The organism is Pseudomonas bharatica CSV86 (genome assembly GCF_000319305.2).
Taxonomy (GTDB): Bacteria; Pseudomonadota; Gammaproteobacteria; order Pseudomonadales; family Pseudomonadaceae; genus Aquipseudomonas; species Aquipseudomonas bharatica.
Map to the genome: position 1 here is coordinate 471,551 of NZ_AMWJ02000002.1, position 16,991 is coordinate 488,541.

General features: G+C 63.6%; 14 protein-coding genes and 2 pseudogenes. 5 read left to right on the top strand and 11 right to left on the bottom strand.

Features of this window, described 5'->3' with window-relative positions; all coding sequences use genetic code 11:
- Positions 1 to 173 precede the first annotated feature (173 nt).
- Complete coding sequence (locus CSV86_RS15795) at positions 174 to 2,192, top strand: mechanosensitive ion channel family protein (protein WP_009397648.1); 2,019 nt, start codon at positions 174 to 176, stop codon at positions 2,190 to 2,192.
- A gap of 98 nt (positions 2,193 to 2,290) precedes the next feature.
- A protein-coding gene (locus tag CSV86_RS15800; RefSeq protein ID WP_376699761.1) for an IS3 family transposase occupies positions 2,291 to 3,648 on the top strand; the annotation gives its coding sequence in 2 pieces (ribosomal slippage) (positions 2,291 to 2,764 and positions 2,767 to 3,648; 1,356 coding nt in all).
- A 68-nt stretch (positions 3,649 to 3,716) separates the two neighbouring features.
- Here CSV86_RS15800 and CSV86_RS15805 read toward each other — a convergent pair.
- Both CSV86_RS15805 and CSV86_RS15810 read right to left on the bottom strand, forming a co-directional pair.
- Positions 3,717 to 4,625: a class I SAM-dependent methyltransferase gene (locus tag CSV86_RS15805; protein WP_009408724.1), complete on the bottom strand. Its 909-nt coding sequence runs from the start codon at positions 4,623 to 4,625 to the stop codon at positions 3,717 to 3,719.
- Positions 4,626 to 4,657: 32 nt separating this feature from the next.
- Positions 4,658 to 5,559, bottom strand: a pseudogene (locus tag CSV86_RS15810) (DMT family transporter).
- A gap of 136 nt (positions 5,560 to 5,695) precedes the next feature.
- Here CSV86_RS15810 and CSV86_RS15815 point away from each other — a divergent pair.
- The 3 genes and pseudogenes from CSV86_RS15815 (at position 5,696) to CSV86_RS15825 (ending at position 8,988) form a co-directional block, all read left to right on the top strand.
- Positions 5,696 to 6,133 carry an Lrp/AsnC family transcriptional regulator gene (locus CSV86_RS15815; protein WP_009408720.1) on the top strand — a complete coding sequence of 146 codons (438 nt, stop codon included), beginning with the start codon at positions 5,696 to 5,698 and terminating at the stop codon, positions 6,131 to 6,133.
- Between the two features lie 623 nt (positions 6,134 to 6,756).
- Positions 6,757 to 8,204, top strand: a pseudogene (locus CSV86_RS15820) (NCS1 family nucleobase:cation symporter-1).
- A 55-nt stretch (positions 8,205 to 8,259) separates the two neighbouring features.
- Positions 8,260 to 8,988, top strand: coding sequence for an aspartate/glutamate racemase family protein (locus tag CSV86_RS15825; RefSeq protein ID WP_009408716.1), 729 nt, complete (start codon positions 8,260 to 8,262; stop codon positions 8,986 to 8,988).
- Between the two features lie 508 nt (positions 8,989 to 9,496).
- On the opposite strand, the gene CSV86_RS15830 is transcribed toward CSV86_RS15825, so the two are convergent.
- The 9 genes from CSV86_RS15830 to CSV86_RS15870 form a co-directional block, all read right to left on the bottom strand.
- Entirely contained in the window at positions 9,497 to 10,174 is a 678-nt protein-coding gene (locus tag CSV86_RS15830) for a hypothetical protein (RefSeq protein WP_009399910.1), read from the bottom strand.
- A 219-nt stretch (positions 10,175 to 10,393) separates the two neighbouring features.
- Complete coding sequence (locus CSV86_RS15835) at positions 10,394 to 10,732, bottom strand: FKBP-type peptidyl-prolyl cis-trans isomerase (RefSeq protein ID WP_009399911.1); 339 nt, start codon at positions 10,730 to 10,732, stop codon at positions 10,394 to 10,396.
- Between the two features lie 88 nt (positions 10,733 to 10,820).
- The gene (locus CSV86_RS15840) at positions 10,821 to 11,231 is read right to left on the bottom strand and encodes a GFA family protein (RefSeq protein WP_009399912.1); all 411 of its coding nucleotides are present in this window, start codon (positions 11,229 to 11,231) and stop codon (positions 10,821 to 10,823) included.
- 165 nt (positions 11,232 to 11,396) lie between these two features.
- Positions 11,397 to 12,332 carry a 2-hydroxyacid dehydrogenase gene (locus CSV86_RS15845; RefSeq protein ID WP_009399914.1) on the bottom strand — a complete coding sequence of 312 codons (936 nt, stop codon included), beginning with the start codon at positions 12,330 to 12,332 and terminating at the stop codon, positions 11,397 to 11,399.
- Positions 12,333 to 12,374: 42 nt separating this feature from the next.
- A complete protein-coding gene (locus CSV86_RS15850; protein ID WP_009399916.1) occupies positions 12,375 to 12,788 on the bottom strand; it encodes a hypothetical protein in 414 nt (137 codons plus the stop codon).
- A 14-nt stretch (positions 12,789 to 12,802) separates the two neighbouring features.
- On the bottom strand, positions 12,803 to 14,014 hold the full coding sequence (gene ccmI / locus CSV86_RS15855; protein WP_009399918.1) for a c-type cytochrome biogenesis protein CcmI: 1,212 nt from the start codon (positions 14,012 to 14,014) through the stop codon (positions 12,803 to 12,805).
- Complete coding sequence (locus CSV86_RS15860; protein WP_009399920.1) at positions 14,007 to 14,483, bottom strand: cytochrome c-type biogenesis protein; 477 nt, start codon at positions 14,481 to 14,483, stop codon at positions 14,007 to 14,009. The genes ccmI and CSV86_RS15860 overlap by 8 nt, the downstream gene beginning before the upstream one ends.
- Positions 14,480 to 15,016, bottom strand: a complete 537-nt coding sequence (locus CSV86_RS15865; RefSeq protein ID WP_009399922.1) for a DsbE family thiol:disulfide interchange protein — start codon at positions 15,014 to 15,016, stop codon at positions 14,480 to 14,482. Before CSV86_RS15865 ends, CSV86_RS15860 begins: the two co-directional genes overlap by 4 nt.
- Positions 15,013 to 16,986 carry a heme lyase CcmF/NrfE family subunit gene (locus CSV86_RS15870; protein WP_170395079.1) on the bottom strand — a complete coding sequence of 658 codons (1,974 nt, stop codon included), beginning with the start codon at positions 16,984 to 16,986 and terminating at the stop codon, positions 15,013 to 15,015. Before CSV86_RS15870 ends, CSV86_RS15865 begins: the two co-directional genes overlap by 4 nt.
- Between the last annotated feature and the right edge of the window lie 5 nt (positions 16,987 to 16,991).

The following is a 16,991-nucleotide window of genomic DNA, read 5'->3' on the forward strand; positions in this document are numbered from 1 at the left end:
ACTTTCGGGCCCTATCGCTGGCAAGCCAGCTCCCACAGGGTCTGCGGTGCATGCAATCCTGTGGGAGCTGGCTTGCCAGCGATAGGGCCATCACAGTTTGCAAATCCCTCGCAGAAAAACTCCAAGGATCATTGTCTACCCTTTCCGTCACCCCACGGCTGAAGGAGTATCCCGTGATCCGCCCCCTGCTCACCGTTCTCTTCTGTACCCTGCTGAGCCTGCAGGCGCTGGCCGGCCCCCTGGCAGCCGTCACCGAGGAACAACCGGCCAAGGAACCGGAACCGGTCGTCCAGGGCGGTCTGCTCGGCACCCTCGCCAGCGGCCTCGACGATGTTTCCCAGGAACTGGATATCGATCACCACCTGCTCGACAACTGGCGGCTGCGCACCGACCGGGCGGCAAAGGAGGTCAACCAATTGGTCGACCGCCACGATGCCGACGACCTGATGGCGATGACCTGGGATTTCCTCATCCTCAGCGCCAGCTGGGCCGCGACCTTCGCCCTGCTGTGCTACCTCGGCCGTCTGGCCGCCCGCGCCAGCCAGCGTACCCGCCTGCTGCGCAGCCATCCGCGGCCGCAAAAGCTGCTGGCCTACCTGCTGCCCTACACCCTGCCGGCCATCGTAAGCCTGCCTGCGGCACTGTTCGTCAGCCGTCAGCTCGATCCGTCGGTGGGCCGCGCGCTGGGCATGAGCCTGGCCTACGCCACCAGCAGCGGGATCTTCTCCACCACCCTGATCCTGTGCCTGATTACCCTGTTCGATGTCGGCCACAAGCGCACAGCGGTGCAGATCATCCGTGAGGCAGCGCCGCGGCCGCTGTTCCTGATCGGCTTCCTCGCCGCCTGGAGCGACGCCCTGACCAGCCCGCAGATTTCCCGCCAACTGGGCGGCAACCTGACCAGCAGTATCGCGGTGGTCACCGGCCTGCTGGCGACCCTGATCTTCGCCGTGGTGGTGTTGCGCTCGCGTCGTCCGATGGCGCACCTGATCCGCAACCGCAGCCTCAAGGACCGCCTGCAGCACCGCGCCGTGCAGGAAACCCTGCGGATCTTCTCGGCCATCTGGTACCTGCCGATCCTTATGATGATCCTGGTCTCGGGGATCAACCTGATCGGCGCCGGCGAGGAAAGCCAGCGCGCCCTGCAGAAGGCGTTGCTGACCACCGTGCTGCTGATCGGCACGGTATTCCTCAGCATCACCCTGCAGCACTTTCTCAACCCGCCGCGCAATCCGGAACAGCGCCTGCGTCCCTACAAGGAACTGCTCTACAGCCTGGCCCATGCCCTGCTGCGCGTCGCCATGGCGGTCGCCTTCATCGAATTGCTCGGACGCATCTGGGGTTTCTCGGTGCTGGACTTCGCCCTGCGCAACAGCTTCGGCCGGGCGATCAGCGATTCGCTGAGCAGCATCGGCCTGATCCTGCTGGTGACCTGGCTGCTCTGGGTAGTGATCGACACGGCCATCCAGGAAGCGTTGAAGCCGACCCCGGGGCGGCGCAATACACGCCAGCCAAGCACTCGCACGCGGACCATCCTGCCGATGCTGCGCAACGCCACCAAGGTGGTGCTGGTGGTGATCTGCACCATCACCACCATGGCCAACCTGGGGATCAACGTCGCGCCGTTCCTCGCCGGCGCCGGGGTAGTCGGCCTGGCCATCGGCTTCGGCTCGCAGCAACTGGTGCAGGATGTCATCACCGGGCTGTTCATCCTGATCGAGGACACCATCGCCATCGGCGACTGGGTGGTGCTCGACTCCGGGCATGCCGGCACCGTGGAAAGCCTGACCATCCGCACCCTGCGCCTGCGCGACGGCAAGGGCTTCGTGCACTCGGTACCGTTCGGGCAGATCAAGGCGGTCACCAACCAGTCGCGGCAGTTCGCCTATGCCTTCTTCTCGGTGCAGTTCAGCTATGACTCGGACGTGGACGTGGCGTTGAAGCTGATCCGCGAGGCGGGGCAGTCAATCAGCGAGGATCCGATCCTGCGCCACAACCTGCAGGGGCCGCTGCAGGTATTCGGCGTAGACAGCATGAACCTCAACGGGATGACCCTGACCGCACAATTCAGGACCACGTCGGGTGGGCAGTATGCGGTGAACCGGGCGTTCAACGAGCGGTTGAAGAAGCTGGTGGACAAGACGGACGAGGTGAGTTTTGCGCAGTACAGTCCGGTGCCGGCAGCCCAGTGATTGATGGTGTTCTCAGGGGCCTCATCGCTGGCAAGCCAGCTCCCACAGGTTGGACTGCCCCCAAGAAGTTGGAGACTAATCCAACCCTTGGGGGAGTTATGAGTAAGTACACCGAGCAGTTCAAGCTCACAGCCATCACTGCCTACCTGGAGGGCACCGATGGTTTCCGAAAGGTAGCCCGGCATTTCGGTATCGATTTCAGCCTGCTGAGGCGCTGGGTGGCGAGCTATAAAGCCCGTTCCACTATCAGTCCCATACCTCACGGTCAGCGCTACGACATCAATTTCAAGCGCAGGGTTGTGCAGTACATGCGCGAGCATCGGCTTTCCCTGCGTAAAACGGCAGCTCACTTCGGCTTGGGACAGTCCTCCCGGGTAGGCATTTGGGAGCACCAGTACTACAGTGGCAACCTTGCCACCTCTACTGCCACTCAACGAAAAAAGCCTGCCGACGTGTCCAAGAAGATCAAGCCACTCAAACCCACTGACACTGACGACGCGCTGAAGCCGCGAGATCAGCTCATGGCAGAACTCGAGTATCTGCGCATGGAGAACGCTGTCCTAAAGGAGCTGAAGGCTTTGAGAGAGCAGAAGGAGCGAAGGCCAGAGAAAAAACGCTGATCGTCTCAAGACTCCGAACCCGATTCCCGCTGTCAGCGTTGTTGGCCCTGGTCGAGTTGTCGAACAGTACCTTCTACTACCAGCTCAAAAGCCTTCAAAAGCCGGATAAACATGCCGATCTGAAAGAGCTGGTGAGTCAGGTCTATCACAAGGAAAAAGGGCTCTATGGGTATCGGCGCGTGACGCTTGCGATCAAGAATCAAGGCATCCTGGTGAACAAGAAGGTTGTGGAGCGGCTGATGGCCGACCAAGGTTTGCGGGCGGTTGTGCGGCCTAAAAAGTATCGGTCCTATCGAGGAGAGATAGGCAGGATTGCCGAGAATCTGCTGGAGCGAAACTTCATCGCCCAGCGGCCCAATCAGAAGTGGGTGACTGACGTAACCGAGTTTAAAGTGGCTCAGCAAAAGCTCTATCTCTCACCAGTGATGGACTTGTACAACAGTGAGATCGTGGCCTACGAGATCGCTCGCCGCCCAGGCTATGAGCTGGTGGGGAATATGCTGGAAAAAGCTCTGAGTAGCTTGGGAAAGGAGCCGAAGCTGGTCATCCACTCTGATCAGGGATGGCATTATCAGCAGCGCCAATACCGCGAAAAGCTTGAGCAGCGTGGCGTAAAGCAGAGCATGTCGCGCAAAGGGAATTGCCTGGATAACGCCGCTATGGAAAGCTTCTTCGGCACACTCAAGTCTGAGTTTTTCTATTTGAAGCGGTTTGAGAGCATCGAAGAGCTGACCACCGGTCTGGACGAGTACATCCGCTACTACAACCATGACCGCATCAAGCTGAGGTTAAACGGCTTAAGCCCTGTCGATTACAGGGCCCAAGCTGCTAGCTAAAACTGTCCAACTTTTCGGGGGCAGTCCAGGTTGTGGGAGCTGGCTTGCCAGCGATGAGGGCCTGGAGGTCACCGGAAAACCAGGGCCTTGAGCCCCCCGGCCACATCCACATCCGCAAACTCCGGCGGGTTTTCCAGGCGCTCGACGAACGTCAGGCCCGGCGCCTGCTCCGCCATGCCCTGGATCAGGAACTCCGGCCCGATCCCCGGATCGTTGACGCAGGCCAGTACCGTGCCGCCCTCGCTGAGCAGCTCCGGCAAGCGGCGCAGGATCTTCGCGTAGTCCTGGGTCAGGGCAAAGCTGCCCTTCTGGAAGCTCGGCGGGTCGATGATGATCAGGTCATAAGGCGCCGGCTTGCGCACCTTGCCCCACGACTTGAACAGCTCGTGCCCAAGAAACCCGACGCGGCCCAGGTCATGCCCGTTCAGCCGGTGATTATCACGCCCGCGGGACAGCGCGGCCTTCGACATGTCGAGGTTGACCACCTGCTGCGCCCCACCGGCAATCGCTGCCACCGAGAAGCCGCAGGTATAGGCGAACAGGTTGAGCACCCGCTTGTCCGCCGCGTGCTCGCGTACCCAGCGCCGGCCATAGCGCATATCGAGGAACAGGCCGTTGTTCTGTTTCAGGCCGAGGTCGAGCTGGTAGCGCAGCCCGTCCTCGTCGATGACCTTGTGCGTGCAGGGCTCGCCCAGCAGCCAGTAGCCCGGGCTGTCCGGCAGGTAACGATGCTGGATCAGCACCGCCATGTCGCCCGTCGCCAACCCGCGCAGCATGTCTTGCAGCGCCGCGAGCTGCCCCTCGGGCGGCTCGCGGAACAGCCCCACCAGCAGCACACCCTGAAGCCAGTCCACGGTGATCTGCTCCAGTCCCGGCCAGCAGCGCCCGCGACCGTGGAACAGCCGCCGGGTTTCACTCGGCGGCGGGTTCAGGGCGGTGCGCAGGTGTTGATGCAGGGTGTCGATGGCAGCGGTCATGGCAGGTGTTCAGCAGGCTAAAGCGGCGCATTCTACGCCTTTGCGCTGCTGGCGCGGGCGGCGGATTTGAACCACCAGCCGCGCTGCATGCCGGCGGCCGCCAGCAGGATCGCCGACACACCCAGCCATTGCAGGGGTCCAGGCGATGACCGAAGGCCACCCAGTCCACCAGGATCGCCGCGATGGGGTAGATGAACGACAGCGCGCCGGTCAGCGCCGTCGGCAGTTTCTGGATCGCCCCGTAGAGCAGCACGTACATCACGCCGGTGTGCACGATGCCCAGGGTGACCAGGCTGCCCAGCTCACCCGGAACCGTGGGCAGGCCACCGATATTGGCGAACGGCGCCAGCATGAGCACACCAGTGCTGACCTGGATCAGCGCGATCAGGTGCGGCGGCGTCCCGCTGAGGCGCTTGATGATCAGTGCCGCCACCGCATACAGAAACGCCGCGCCCAGGGCCAGGACGATGCCCAGCAGGTACTGGTCGCCGCTCTCGCCTTGGCTGCCATGGGCACTGACGATAGCCAGCATCCCGGCGAAGGACACACCGAGCCAGAACAGCTTGGGCAGGGTGATCTTCTCGCCGAGGAACAGCGCCGCCAGCCCCACCAGCATGAACGGCTGGACGTTGTACACCGCCGTTCCGATGGCGATGGACGCCCGCGAGTAGGAAGCGAACAACAGCACCCAGTTACCAACGATGGCCACGCCGCTGAGCACGGCCAGGGCGAAGGTCATGCGGGTCAGGATGCCCGGGCGCAGGAAACCCATGGCCGCGCAGATTGCCAGCAAGGTGACGGCACCGAACAGGCAGCGCCAGAACACCACGTCCAGCACCGGCTGCCCCGATACCAGGACGAACCAGCCGATGGTGCCGGAGATCAGCATGGCGCCGACCATTTCAAGGGAACCGCGACGTATCGAATTGTCCATGTCACACCTCCGAGAACTTTGTGACAAAGTATGCCGAGGGTGCTCCAGGCCAATCCAGTGGATAAATAAGGCCGGAATCCGCACCTGCCTTTTTTATTGAGGCAATTTACCTGATTAGCCTGACAGGAGCTTTTTCATGACCGACGCCATCGACCAGTTGCTGCTCAATGCCTTGATGGAAGATTCGCGGCGCTCGCTCAAGGCGCTGGCCAGCCTGACCGGACTGTCCTCGCCCAGCGTCAGCGAACGCCTGCGCCGCCTGGAGGAACGCGGGGTGCTCAAGGGCTATACGGTGGAAGTGGACGCCCGCAGCTTCGGCTACCAGTTGCAGGCCATCGTGCGCATCCGCCCGTTGCCGGGGCAGTTACACGAGGTAGAACGGCAGATCATCGCCATTCCCGAATTCACCGAGTGCGACAAGGTCACCGGGGATGACTGCTTTATCGCGCGCCTGCATGTGCGCTCGATGGAACAACTGGACACCTTGCTGGACAAGCTCAACAGCCATGCCGAGACGAGTACGGCAATCGTCAAGAAGACCCCGGTGAAGCGGCGGTTGCCGCCGATGGATTGAGCCTTTTGGTGTTGTTGAGGGCCTCATCGCTGGCAAGCCAGCTCCCACAGGGATCTGTGGGAGCTGGGCTTGCCAGCGATGAGGCCGGAGAGAGCGACACAGCCCTGTGTGTCCAATCCAATACCCATATGAACAAGAAGTGTACACAAGCATGTAACCGAAAGTGCCTTTTTTGTGTGCAATCACCTCAACTGGCGCCCCATAGGGTTACATCGCTCCGCTCTAACAAGTTGACCAATTAATCAGAATTCAACTAAGCAAAAAAATAAAACCTGTTTAATCGGTCAATTTATAAATTCAAATTTTCAGTAACTTATAAAAAATTCCAGAAACTTCAAAAAGATAATGACTCTTCCCTGCGACTCCCCGTGGCATGGATCTGGCTTTAGTGCATTCGTGCTTTGTATACAACTCAGCACGATCAAGAGCACACACCAGATCCGCCCACCTGCCGTCGCCGGGTAGCGGAATGCCCCTAACCAATTGGTTCTCGTGGTTAAAGACCAGGCGTCCCCACGCCACGAGTATCAGGAGCACGCCGGAATGAGCATGAGTCTCTCCAACAAGACAGAACTGGACTTTTCCTCGTCTACCCCGAACCGACGACGCACCCGCAACACCCCGTGACCCTGAGCCCGCGTCTGCACAACCACGACCTCGCCCCGACCAAGGCCGAGGGCCGCCGCTGGGGGCGCTACAGCATCTTTGCCCTGTGGACCAACGATGTGCACAACATCGCCAACTACTCCTTTGCCATGGGGCTGTATGCCATGGGCCTGGGCGGCTGGCAGATCCTCCTGTCGCTGGGATAGGCGCGGCGCTGGTGTACTTCTTCATGAACCTGTCCGGCTACATGGGCCAGAAGACCGGGGTACCGTTCCCGGTGATGAGCCGGATCGCCTTCGGCATCCATGGCGCCCAGATCCCGGCGCTGATCCGCGCGGTAATCGCCATCGCCTGGTTCGGCATCCAGACCTACCTGGCCTCGGTGGTCCTGCGCGTGCTCCTTAGCGCCATCGCCCCTGGCCTTGCGGCCTACGACCAGGACTCGATCCTCGGCCTGTCGAGCCTCGGCTGGGTGTGCTTCGTTGCCATCTGGCTGGTGCAGCTGGTGATCCTGGCCTACGGCATGGAAATGGTGCGACGCTACGAGGCCTTCGCCGGCCCGGTGATCCTGCTCACCGTGACCTGCCTGGCGGCGTGGATGTACGTCCAGGCCGGCTTCGAGATCGCCTGGTCGGTACGCGAACCGCTGACCGGCGCAGCCATGTGGCACAACATCCTGGCCGGCGGAGCGCTGTGGCTGGCGATCTACGGCACGCTGGTGCTGAATTTCTGCGACTTCGCCCGGTCCTCGCCGTGCCGCAAGACCATCCGTTCGGGCAACTTCTGGGGCCTGCCGGTGAACATCCTGGCCTTCGCGGTGATCACCGTGCTGCTGTGCGGTGCGCAATTCAAGATCAACGGCCAGATCATCGACAGTCCGACGCAGATCATCGCCAGCATCCCCAATACGTTCTTCCTCGTGCTCGGCTGCCTGGCCTTCCTGATCGTCACCGTGGCGGTGAACATCATGGCCAACTTCGTCGCCCCGGCCTTCGTCCTCAGCAACCTGGCGCCGCGCCTGCTCAACTTCCGCCGCGCCGGCCTGATCAGCGCCACCCTCGCCGTGCTGATCCTGCCGTGGAACCTCTACAACAGTCCGCTGGTGATCATGTACTTCCTGTCCGGCCTCGGCGCCCTGCTCGGCCCGCTGTACGGGGTGATCATGGTCGATTACTGGCTGTTGCGCCGTGGCCGCATCAACGTGCCCGAGCTGTACAGCGAAGACCCCAAGGCCGCCTACCACTACCGTCGCGGGGTCAATCCCCGTGCCCTGGTCGCCTTCGTGCCGGCGGCGCTGCTGGCGATCGTCCTGGCCCTGGTGCCCAACTTCGAAACCATCGCGCCCTTCTCCTGGATGATCGGTGCCGGTATCGCCGGCCTGCTCTACCTGCTCTGTGCGCCGCGCAACCAGCAGTACCTGGACGTGAGCGGCGAATCCATCGCCGTCGACAGCACCAGCCATTGATTGCCTCTTGCGGCCCGGTGCTGCCGGGCCGGTTCACTGCCTAGCGAGACCCGATATGCGAATCCTCATAGTCAACGTCAACACCAGCGAAGCCATCACCGAAGCCATCGCCCGCCAGGCGCAGGCAGTAGCCGCACCGGGCAGCGAAATCATCGGGCTGACTCCGTATTTCGGCGCGGAATCGGTGGAAGGCAATTTCGAGAGCTACCTGGCGGCCATCGCCGTGATGGACCGCGTGCTGGCCTACGACGGCCCCTACGACGCGGTGATCCAGGCCGGCTACGGCGAACACGGCCGCGAAGGCCTGCAGGAATTGTTGAACGTGCCGGTAGTGGACATCACCGATGCCGCCGCCAGCACCGCCATGTACCTTGGCCATGCCTACTCGGTAGTGACCACCCTGGATCGCACCGTGCCGCTGATCGAGGACCGCCTCAAGCTCTCCGGCCTGTACGACCGCTGCGCCTCGGTGCGGGCCAGCGGCATGGCCGTGCTGGAACTGGAAGCGGAGCCGGAACGGGCGCTGGAAGCCATCGTCCGCCAGGCCGAGCTGGCGGTCAGCGAGGACAAGGCGGAAGTAATCTGCCTGGGTTGCGGCGGCATGGCCGGGCTGGACGAGAAGATCCGCCAGCGTACCGGCGTGCCGGTGGTGGACGGGGTCAGCGCGGCGGTGAAGATGGCCGAGTCGCTGGTCCAGCTCGGGCTGTCCACTTCCAAGACCCGCACCTACGCCAAACCGCGGCCCAAGCGCGTGATTGGCTGGCCGGCGCAGTTCGGTCGGTAAACGAACGTTCCTTTTTGCGAGGCGCGATCAACGGTGCCAGGACCTGCAAAGGTCATCTCCCTTGGTACCCGCGCCTCGGTTTTTTCCCATTCTCCGAGCCGACTCGATCCCTGTGGGAGCTGGCTTGCCAGCGATGAGCATGGGTATCTACACATCTCTCGCCCAGGCTCGGATGATGGGGCAACGCAGGATCTGTAGGAGCGTGGCTTGCCCGCGAAGGGCCGCACAGCGGCCCCAAATCCTGCCACGCCGAGCATCTGGGGTACTGAAGTCGAGCAGGCGCTGAATCCAGAAAACTATTCACCAGCCAGTTCGTGCTGGATGGCTTTGGGGCCGCTGTGCGGCCCTTCGCGGGCAAGCCACGCTCCTACCTGAACCGCGTCCGCCATCGGCCGAGATGTGTAGATACCCATGCAGCGATGAGGCCGGCAAGAACAAAGATGTTGTCAGAGAGGGCCAAATCGCTGCGGTGCGGCGATCCGACAAGCCAGCTCCCACAGGGATCGTGTCAGCTCTGGGAGAGGGTATGCGGGCAACTCAAGTCCCCACCATCCAGCCCCTGCTTCACATTGCGGCTCAGCATCGTCGCCTTGCCATCACGCCAGGTCAGGGTCAGCACATACAGCGAGTCGAAATCGCCGTTTTCCCAATCCTTGGTGATCACCCGCTCCTCGCCCAGGGCCTTGCCGGCCACGGCGTTGATCAGTTCGGGGAGGTAACCATGGGACCAGGCGGTGTACACCGTCGAGTTACGGTACTTGTTGCTGGTCAGCTCGCGTGCCAGGGCGTTGGTGTCGTTGGCGCCGTAGTCGATGTTCACCGGCAGCCCGAGCTTGATCGCGCTCGGGCTGATGGTCATCAACGGCCGCAGGTAGCTGTAGCTGTCGTCGTTGCTGCCTTCCTCGACCTCACGGGTCGGGTCGGCGGCGAACACATAGTCGGCCTTGCCGAATTTCTCCGGCAGCAAGGTCGCCAGGTCGAGTGCGCGGTTGAGCCCTTGGCAGTTCAGTTGGCCGAGGCCTTCACCGGGCTTTTCCGCATGGCGCAGGAACACCAGGGTCTGGGTGCCGTCGACCGGCCTGGCCAGGCTGTCGAAGGTGGTGAATCCAAGGAGGGCGGCGCCTGCAACGAGCACGGTGCCGAGCAGCGCCTGACGGCGCGAAGGCAGGAATGCGGGGAACTTCATGATCAACCCTTGAGGACAAAGCTTGGGACAAAGACAGTGAACCAACCCGCCAGTGCTGCCCCGCGGCCGAGGCCGCGGGGCATCCCTGTCTGTCGCTCCATCCGTGGATACGGGCATCCTTGAGAGTGCAGCAGGCCCGATTGGTTCTGTCCCTGGGGCGCTTGTCCTTAAGCTAGGAGTGAATCTACGCGTTCCCTGTTACCAAATTAAGACGGTGCTTCAGTCGTCGCGGGTCAGTACTTCGAGCACTTCGATTTCGAAATGCAGGTCGGAACCGGGCGGGATCGAGCCCATCTTGCGCTCGCCGTAGCCCAGGTGCGCCGGGACGAACAGCTTGCGCTTGCCGCCCACCTTCATGCCCATCAGGCCGATGTCCCAGCCCTTGATCACCCGCCCGGTGCCGATCACGCACTGGAACGGCTTGCCGCGCTGGTGCGAGGAGTCGAAGACCGTGCCGTCGGCCAGGGTGCCGGTGTAATGGGTGGTGATCAGGGCGCCCTTGACCACTTCCTTGCCGTCGCCCAGGTGGACGTCGGTGATCTGCAATTCGTCGCTCATGATTGCCTCGCTGTCGATCGTGCAGCCGCCTTTTCTCAGGAATATCAGGGAATTGCAAGCAAAGGCAGAGCACGGCGCTATGGAGCGACTAGCTGAACTGCGCGACTACCTCGGCGCCGGTCATGTTCTTCGTCTGGTTGGAGAAGCAGTAGAAGGAGGGTTTTTCGTCGATATAGACCTGAAGATCGAAGGTCCAGGGTTGATCGCTGTCCAGCAGGCCCACCGGGATGGCGAAGAAATTGCCGCCCTTGAGGCGATAGAACAGATGGCTGCCGCAAGCCGGGCAGAAGCCGCGTTCGGCCCAGTCGGAAGAGTTGTAGACCGCAGGCTGGGCACCGCTGAAGTGCGGGGCGCTGCTGCTGTGCACGGTCAGCAGCGGGCCGCCGTTCCATTTGCGGCACATGCTGCAATGGCAGGCGCCGACGCTGTTGTCGTCGAGGGTGACGGTGAGCTGGATGGCGCCGCAGAGGCAGGCGCCCTGGTGGGTTTGACTGGACATGGGGGCTCCTTGCAGGCTGAGGTTGCTGAGTGTAGCCAAGATCCATCGAACACCCGAGAACCCTGTGGGAGCTGGCTTGCCAGCGATTGCTATGGTGAATTCACTGAAGCTATCGCTGCGGTTCGGCGGCCCGACAAGCCAGCTCCCACAGGGTAAGCAGTGCTCTTACGGACTCACCGGTGTCAGGACCGGTTCGCCGGCAAAGAATGCCTGCAGGTTCTTGAGCACCAACGCCACCATATCCCTGGCCGCCTCAGGCGTCTGCGCCGCCACATGGGGCGTCAGCACCACATTGCCCAACGCCTTCAACTCATCCGGCACCGACGGCTCGTCATCGAACACATCCAGCCCCGCACCGGCGATCCGTCCTTCGCGCAGCGCCGCGACCATCTCGGCGGTCGAGACCACACTGGCCCGCGCGATATTCACCAGGAACCCTTGCGGCCCCAGTGCATCCAGCACGTCACACCCGACCAGCCCACGGGTATCGGCCCCGCCCGGGGTGGCGACGATCAGGAAATCCGACTCGCGGGCCAGCTCCAGCACGCTCTCGCAGTATTGGTAGGGTACGTCTCGCCGCGAGCGGCTGTGGTAACGCACCTGCATGTCGAAACCCAGTGCGCCACGCCTGGCAATCGCCATGCCCACCGCCCCGAGGCCGAGAATGCCCAGGCGCTTGCCCGCCAGCGACGGGCTGATCACCCGGTTCCACTGCCCTTGTCGGGTGGTGGCGTCAGCCCGGCAGATATCCCGGACCACGGCGAACAGCAGGGCCATGGCATGATCCGCCACCGCCGAGGCATTGGCCCCGGCGCCATTGGTCACGACGATGCCCCGGGCCCGGGCAGCATGCAGGTCAACCGCTTCGTAACCGGCACCGATCACGCAGATCAGGCGCAGCAACGGCAGCGCGGCGATTTCCTCGGCGGTGATCCCCAAGGGCCCACGGGTCAGTACCACATCGATCTCGCCGCCCTGGCGGGCAATGGCCTCGGCCCGCAGCGCCGGCGTTTTCGCGTGGATCAGGCGGTATCCGTGTTCTTCCAGCAAGGGCAGGTAGTCATCGACCGTTTCGACCAGCACCAATACCGTCTTCGTCATCACATGCTCCCAGGCGTTCAGCGACGGAGCATTATGCCGGCATTACTGGGCGAACGCGCGCCCCAGGCCGCCTGGCACGCCACTGGAGTCGGTGTCCTGCCACGGGCCTTCTGGATTGGTCGCCCAGCTCCAGCCGTTGTTCCAACGGTAGTAGGTGCGCTGGCGGTAGAAAGTGTTGGTCTTGCCTTCGAGCACGTAGACCCCGAGCTTCGGATCCCAGTGGCTGGCGCCGCCCGGTGGCGGGGCGAAGCTGGCCGAGGTGCGCGGCATGGGTTTGGGCGTCGGGGTGACGGAGGGCTTGGGCGTGCCCGGGCCCGGCTTGATCACCGGGCCCGGTCGGGGTGCCGTCTCGATCGGCGGCAAGGGTTCGCGCTCCGGCTCGCGCGGCTGCTGCACCGTACATGCGCTCAACCCCAGGGCCAGGGAAATCAGGGTCAGGCGTACGGTGCTGTTCATGAAGTCGCTCTCTTCTACTTGTCCGGATTGTCCGGGCTATCGATGGTCAGGTGTTGCGGCTTCCGGGTGTCGCTGGGCAGCGGCGAGCTGCGACCGATCCACTCGCCCTTGCCGGGTTGACCGGCACGGGAGACGCGCGCCATCAGTTGGACTTCAGGGAAGTTCGACAGTTTCATGTTGGGCATCATCGCGTCGCTGTCGCTGAGCACCACCTCGATCGGCAACTGCGCCACGGTGATCCGCCTGGCCGCCAGCGGCAGGCTCGGACCGGACGCGGCGCGGGCGAAGATGAAGACCACGTCGTCCGGCCTGACCTTGTCCTTGAGCGCGTCGGCCAGTTCGACCTTGACCGTCAGGCTGGCAGCCGAGGCCGTGGCGACCGCTGCGGAGCCCTTGCCCTCGCCCGCTGCGATCTTCTCCTTGGCCCGTTCGATGCCGCCCAGCAGCGCGGTACGCGAGCTGTCACCTTGCGGCAATTGGACCAGCAGGCGGTTCCAGTAGTCCACCGCCTCCTGGTAGCGCTCGCCCTCGAAGGCCGCGATGCCCAGCAAGCCGAGGCTGGTGACCTCGTTCGGATCGGCTTTCAGGGCTTCGTCGGTCAAAGCCTGGAACTGTGCGGTCCATTGCTTGTTATTGGCAAAGTACAGGGCCTGGGCCCATTGCCCGAGCAGCTCGGGCGCACGGCCGGCGACGCCGACGGCACGCTCGAAGGCCTTGGCCGCATCGCCCGGACGCTCCTGGGCCATGTAGGCCCGACCGAGGAAATACAGGCCCTCGGCATTGTCCGGCTGGGCGGCCACGCTGCGCTCCAGGCGCGACGTCATTTCCTCGAGGCTCTGCGGCGCCGTGGCGAACTCCTGGGTCAGGGCGACCTTGTCGCTGGCACCGAAGTGCAGGTACAGCCCCACGGCCATCGCCGGCACCAGGAAGGCCGCGAGGATCGGCAGCGCCTTGCCCAGCCGCGCGCTGCGCAACGGTTCGGCATTCTCGGTGTCGTCCAGCAGTTCGCGGGCCGCCTCATCGCGGCCACGGGCCAGTTGCTCGGCGTTCAGCACGCCCTCCGCCCCCTGGGCCTGGAGTTCGGCGACACGTTCCTGATAGAGCGCGACGTTGAGGGCGGTACGGTCTTCTTCCTGCTGCGCACGACGGCCACGCAACACCGGAATCAGCAAAAAGCTCAGGGCTACCAGCAACAGCAGGCCTGAAGCGAGCCAGAAATCAGTCATGGGTCTGTTCTTTGTCCAGCAGTTTGGCGAGGCGCTCGCGCTCCTCGGGGGAAAGGTCGGCCGTCACGGTGCCCGCCGGGACCCGGCGCTTGCGCACGATCACTGCCATGACGCCGATACCGCCCAGCAACAAGGCCGCCGGACCGAACCAGAGCAGCCAGGTTTTAGCGGTGAGGGCCGGCTTGTAGCGGACGAAATCACCGTATCGATCGACCATGAAATCGACGATCTGCTGGTTGCTCTTGCCTTCGCCGAGCATGCGGAAGATTTCCCGGCGCAGGTCGGCAGCGATCGGCGCATTCGAGTCGGCGATGTCCTGGTTCTGGCATTTGGGGCAACGCAGCTCCTTGGTCAGCTCGCGGTAGCGCTCGCGTTCGGCCTCGTCGGCGAACTGATAGGTGTCGATGGCCGCCCTGGCCACGCCGGTCAGGCTAAGGCCAAGCACGGCGGCTGCAAGCCAGCGCTTCATTGCTTCGCCTCGTCGACCAGGCCCTGGTAGACCGGCGCCAGCTTCTCGCGCCAGACGGTTTCGTCGATCACTCCGACGTACTTGTCGCGGATCACACCCTTGGCGTCGATGAAGAAGGTTTCCGGCGCGCCGTACACCCCCAGGTCCAGGCCGAGGGTGCCCTGCTCGTCGCGGATATCCATCTGGTACGGATTGTGGAACTCGGCCAGCCATTTCAGCGCGGCAGCGTTGTCGTCCTTGTAGTTGACCCCGTAGATGTTCACGCCCTGCTGCGCCAGCTTGTTCAGCACCGGATGCTCGACCTTGCACGAGATGCACCAGGTGGCCCAGACGTTGACCAGCGCCGGCTTGCCCTTCAGGTCCGCCTCGGTCAGGGTGCGGTCGCCCTGCACGTTGGCCAGGGAGAAGGCCGGGAACGGCTTGCCGATCATCGCCGACGGCAGTTCCGCCGGGTCCAGGTACAGCCCGCGGTAGAGAAACACCGCCACCAGCAGAAACACCGCCAGCGGTACAACCATGATCCAGCGCTTCATGCCGTCGCTCCTTGCAGGCCAAGGGCGTCGCGCACCTTGGTCTTGACCTTGATTCGATAACGCCGGTCCAGCGCCGCGAGCAAACCACCCAGGCCGGTCAGCAGGCCGCCCAGCCAGATCCAGCGCACGAACGGCTTGACGTGCACGCGCACCGCCCAGGCGCCGTTTTCCAGGGGCTCACCCAAGGCGACATAAAGGTCGCGGGTGAAGCCTGCGTCGATGCCGGCTTCGGTCATCATCGACTGCTGCACGGTGTACAGGCGTTTTTCCGGGTGCAGCACGCTGATCTGGCGGCCGTCCTTCAGCACCCGCACGGTGCCTTTGTCGGAGGTGAAGTTCGGGCCCTCGTGGTGTTTCGCGCCTTCGAAGACGAAGTGATAACCGGCCAGTTCCACCGCGTCGCCCGGCGCCATGCGCAGGTCGCGCTCGGCGCTGTTGTTGCTCGACAGCACCACGCCCATGGCGCACACCGCCAGGCCCAGGTGGGCCACGTGCATGCCCCAGTAGCTGCGGTTGAGGCCGCGAATGCCCTTGAGCAGGCCCTTGTGGCGGGTCTTGTCGAGGATGTCGCGCACCCCGCCGAGCACGATCCACGCCGCCAGGGCGAAGGTGGTCAGCACCTGCCAGTCGAAATCATCCACCAGCAGGCCGCAGATCGGCGCCAGCACCGCGCTGCCTACCAGCACCGGGGTCAGCATGCCGGCCAGCCAGCGGCCGGGGGTGTCTTTCCAGCGCACCAGCACACCCACCGCCAGCACCACCATCAGCAGGGCCATCAGCGGGATGAACAGGGCATCGAAGTACGGCGGGCCGACCGACAGCTTGGCGCCGCTCAGGGCATCGAGGATCAGCGGGTAAAGGGTACCGAGCAGGATCATCGACGCAGCCACCACCAGCACCAGGTTGTTGGCCAGCAGCAGGGTCTCGCGGGACCACAGGGCGAAGCCGACCTGGCTCTTGACCACCGGTGCGCGCAGGGCGAACAGGGTCAGCGAGCCGCCGACCACGATCAGCAGGAAGAACAGGATGAAGATGCCGCGCTCCGGATCGGAGGCGAAGGCATGCACCGAGGTCAGCACCCCGGAGCGGACCAGGAAGGTGCCGAGCAGGCTGAGGGAGAAGGCGGCGATGGCCAGCAGCACCGTCCAGCTCTTGAACACGCCACGCTTCTCGGTGACCGCCAGCGAGTGGATCAACGCGGTGCCCACCAGCCAGGGCATGAACGAGGCGTTTTCCACCGGGTCCCAGAACCACCAGCCGCCCCAGCCGAGTTCGTAGTAGGCCCACCAGGAACCCAGGGTGATGCCGATGCCGAGGAAGGCCCAGGCGACGATGGTCCAGGGCCGCGACCAGCGTGCCCAGGCTGCGTCGAGGCGCCCGCCGAGCAAGGCGGCGATAGCGAAGGCGAAGGCCACGGAGAAGCCGACATAGCCCATGTACAGCATCGGCGGGTGGACGATCAGGCCGATGTCCTGCAGCAGCGGGTTGAGGTCGCGACCGTCACCGGGCATCTGCGGCAGCAGGCGGCTGAACGGGTTGGAAGTGACGATCAGGAACGACAGGAAGCCGACGCTGATCATGCCCATCACCGCCAGGACCCGGGCCAGCATCACCTGCGGCAACTGGCGGGAGAAGATCGATACGGCGAAGGTCCAGCCGCCGAGGATCAGCGCCCAGAGCAGCAGCGAGCCTTCGTGGGCGCCCCACACGGCACTGAACTTGTAGTACCAGGGCAAGGCGCTGTTGGAGTTGCTGGCGACATAGGCGACCGAGAAATTGTCGGTCATGAAGGCGTGGGTCAGGCAGGCGAAGGCGAAGGCCAGGAAGGCGAACTGCCCCCACGCGGCCGGGCGTGCCAGGCTCATCCACAGGCTGTCGCCGCGCCAGGCGCCGAGCAGCGGAACACTGGCCTGCACGCAGGCGAAGCAGATGGCCAGGATCATCGACAACTGGCCGAGTTCGGGAATGATCAGCG

What these genes read in the sequence shown, in the direction of transcription:
- CSV86_RS15805 (WP_009408724.1), bottom strand. Translation starts at nt 4,625, where the DNA reads ATGACCGCTGCCATCGACACCCTGCATCAACACCTGCGCACCGCCCTG.
- CSV86_RS15815 (WP_009408720.1), top strand. Translation starts at nt 5,696, where the DNA reads ATGACCGACGCCATCGACCAGTTGCTGCTCAATGCCTTGATGGAAGAT.
- CSV86_RS15825 (WP_009408716.1), top strand. Translation starts at nt 8,260, where the DNA reads ATGCGAATCCTCATAGTCAACGTCAACACCAGCGAAGCCATCACCGAA.
- CSV86_RS15830 (WP_009399910.1), bottom strand. Translation starts at nt 10,174, where the DNA reads ATGAAGTTCCCCGCATTCCTGCCTTCGCGCCGTCAGGCGCTGCTCGGC.
- CSV86_RS15835 (WP_009399911.1), bottom strand. Translation starts at nt 10,732, where the DNA reads ATGAGCGACGAATTGCAGATCACCGACGTCCACCTGGGCGACGGCAAG.
- CSV86_RS15840 (WP_009399912.1), bottom strand. Translation starts at nt 11,231, where the DNA reads ATGTCCAGTCAAACCCACCAGGGCGCCTGCCTCTGCGGCGCCATCCAG.
- CSV86_RS15845 (WP_009399914.1), bottom strand. Translation starts at nt 12,332, where the DNA reads ATGACGAAGACGGTATTGGTGCTGGTCGAAACGGTCGATGACTACCTG.
- CSV86_RS15850 (WP_009399916.1), bottom strand. Translation starts at nt 12,788, where the DNA reads ATGAACAGCACCGTACGCCTGACCCTGATTTCCCTGGCCCTGGGGTTG.
- ccmI (WP_009399918.1), bottom strand. Translation starts at nt 14,014, where the DNA reads ATGACTGATTTCTGGCTCGCTTCAGGCCTGCTGTTGCTGGTAGCCCTG.
- CSV86_RS15860 (WP_009399920.1), bottom strand. Translation starts at nt 14,483, where the DNA reads ATGAAGCGCTGGCTTGCAGCCGCCGTGCTTGGCCTTAGCCTGACCGGC.
- CSV86_RS15865 (WP_009399922.1), bottom strand. Translation starts at nt 15,016, where the DNA reads ATGAAGCGCTGGATCATGGTTGTACCGCTGGCGGTGTTTCTGCTGGTG.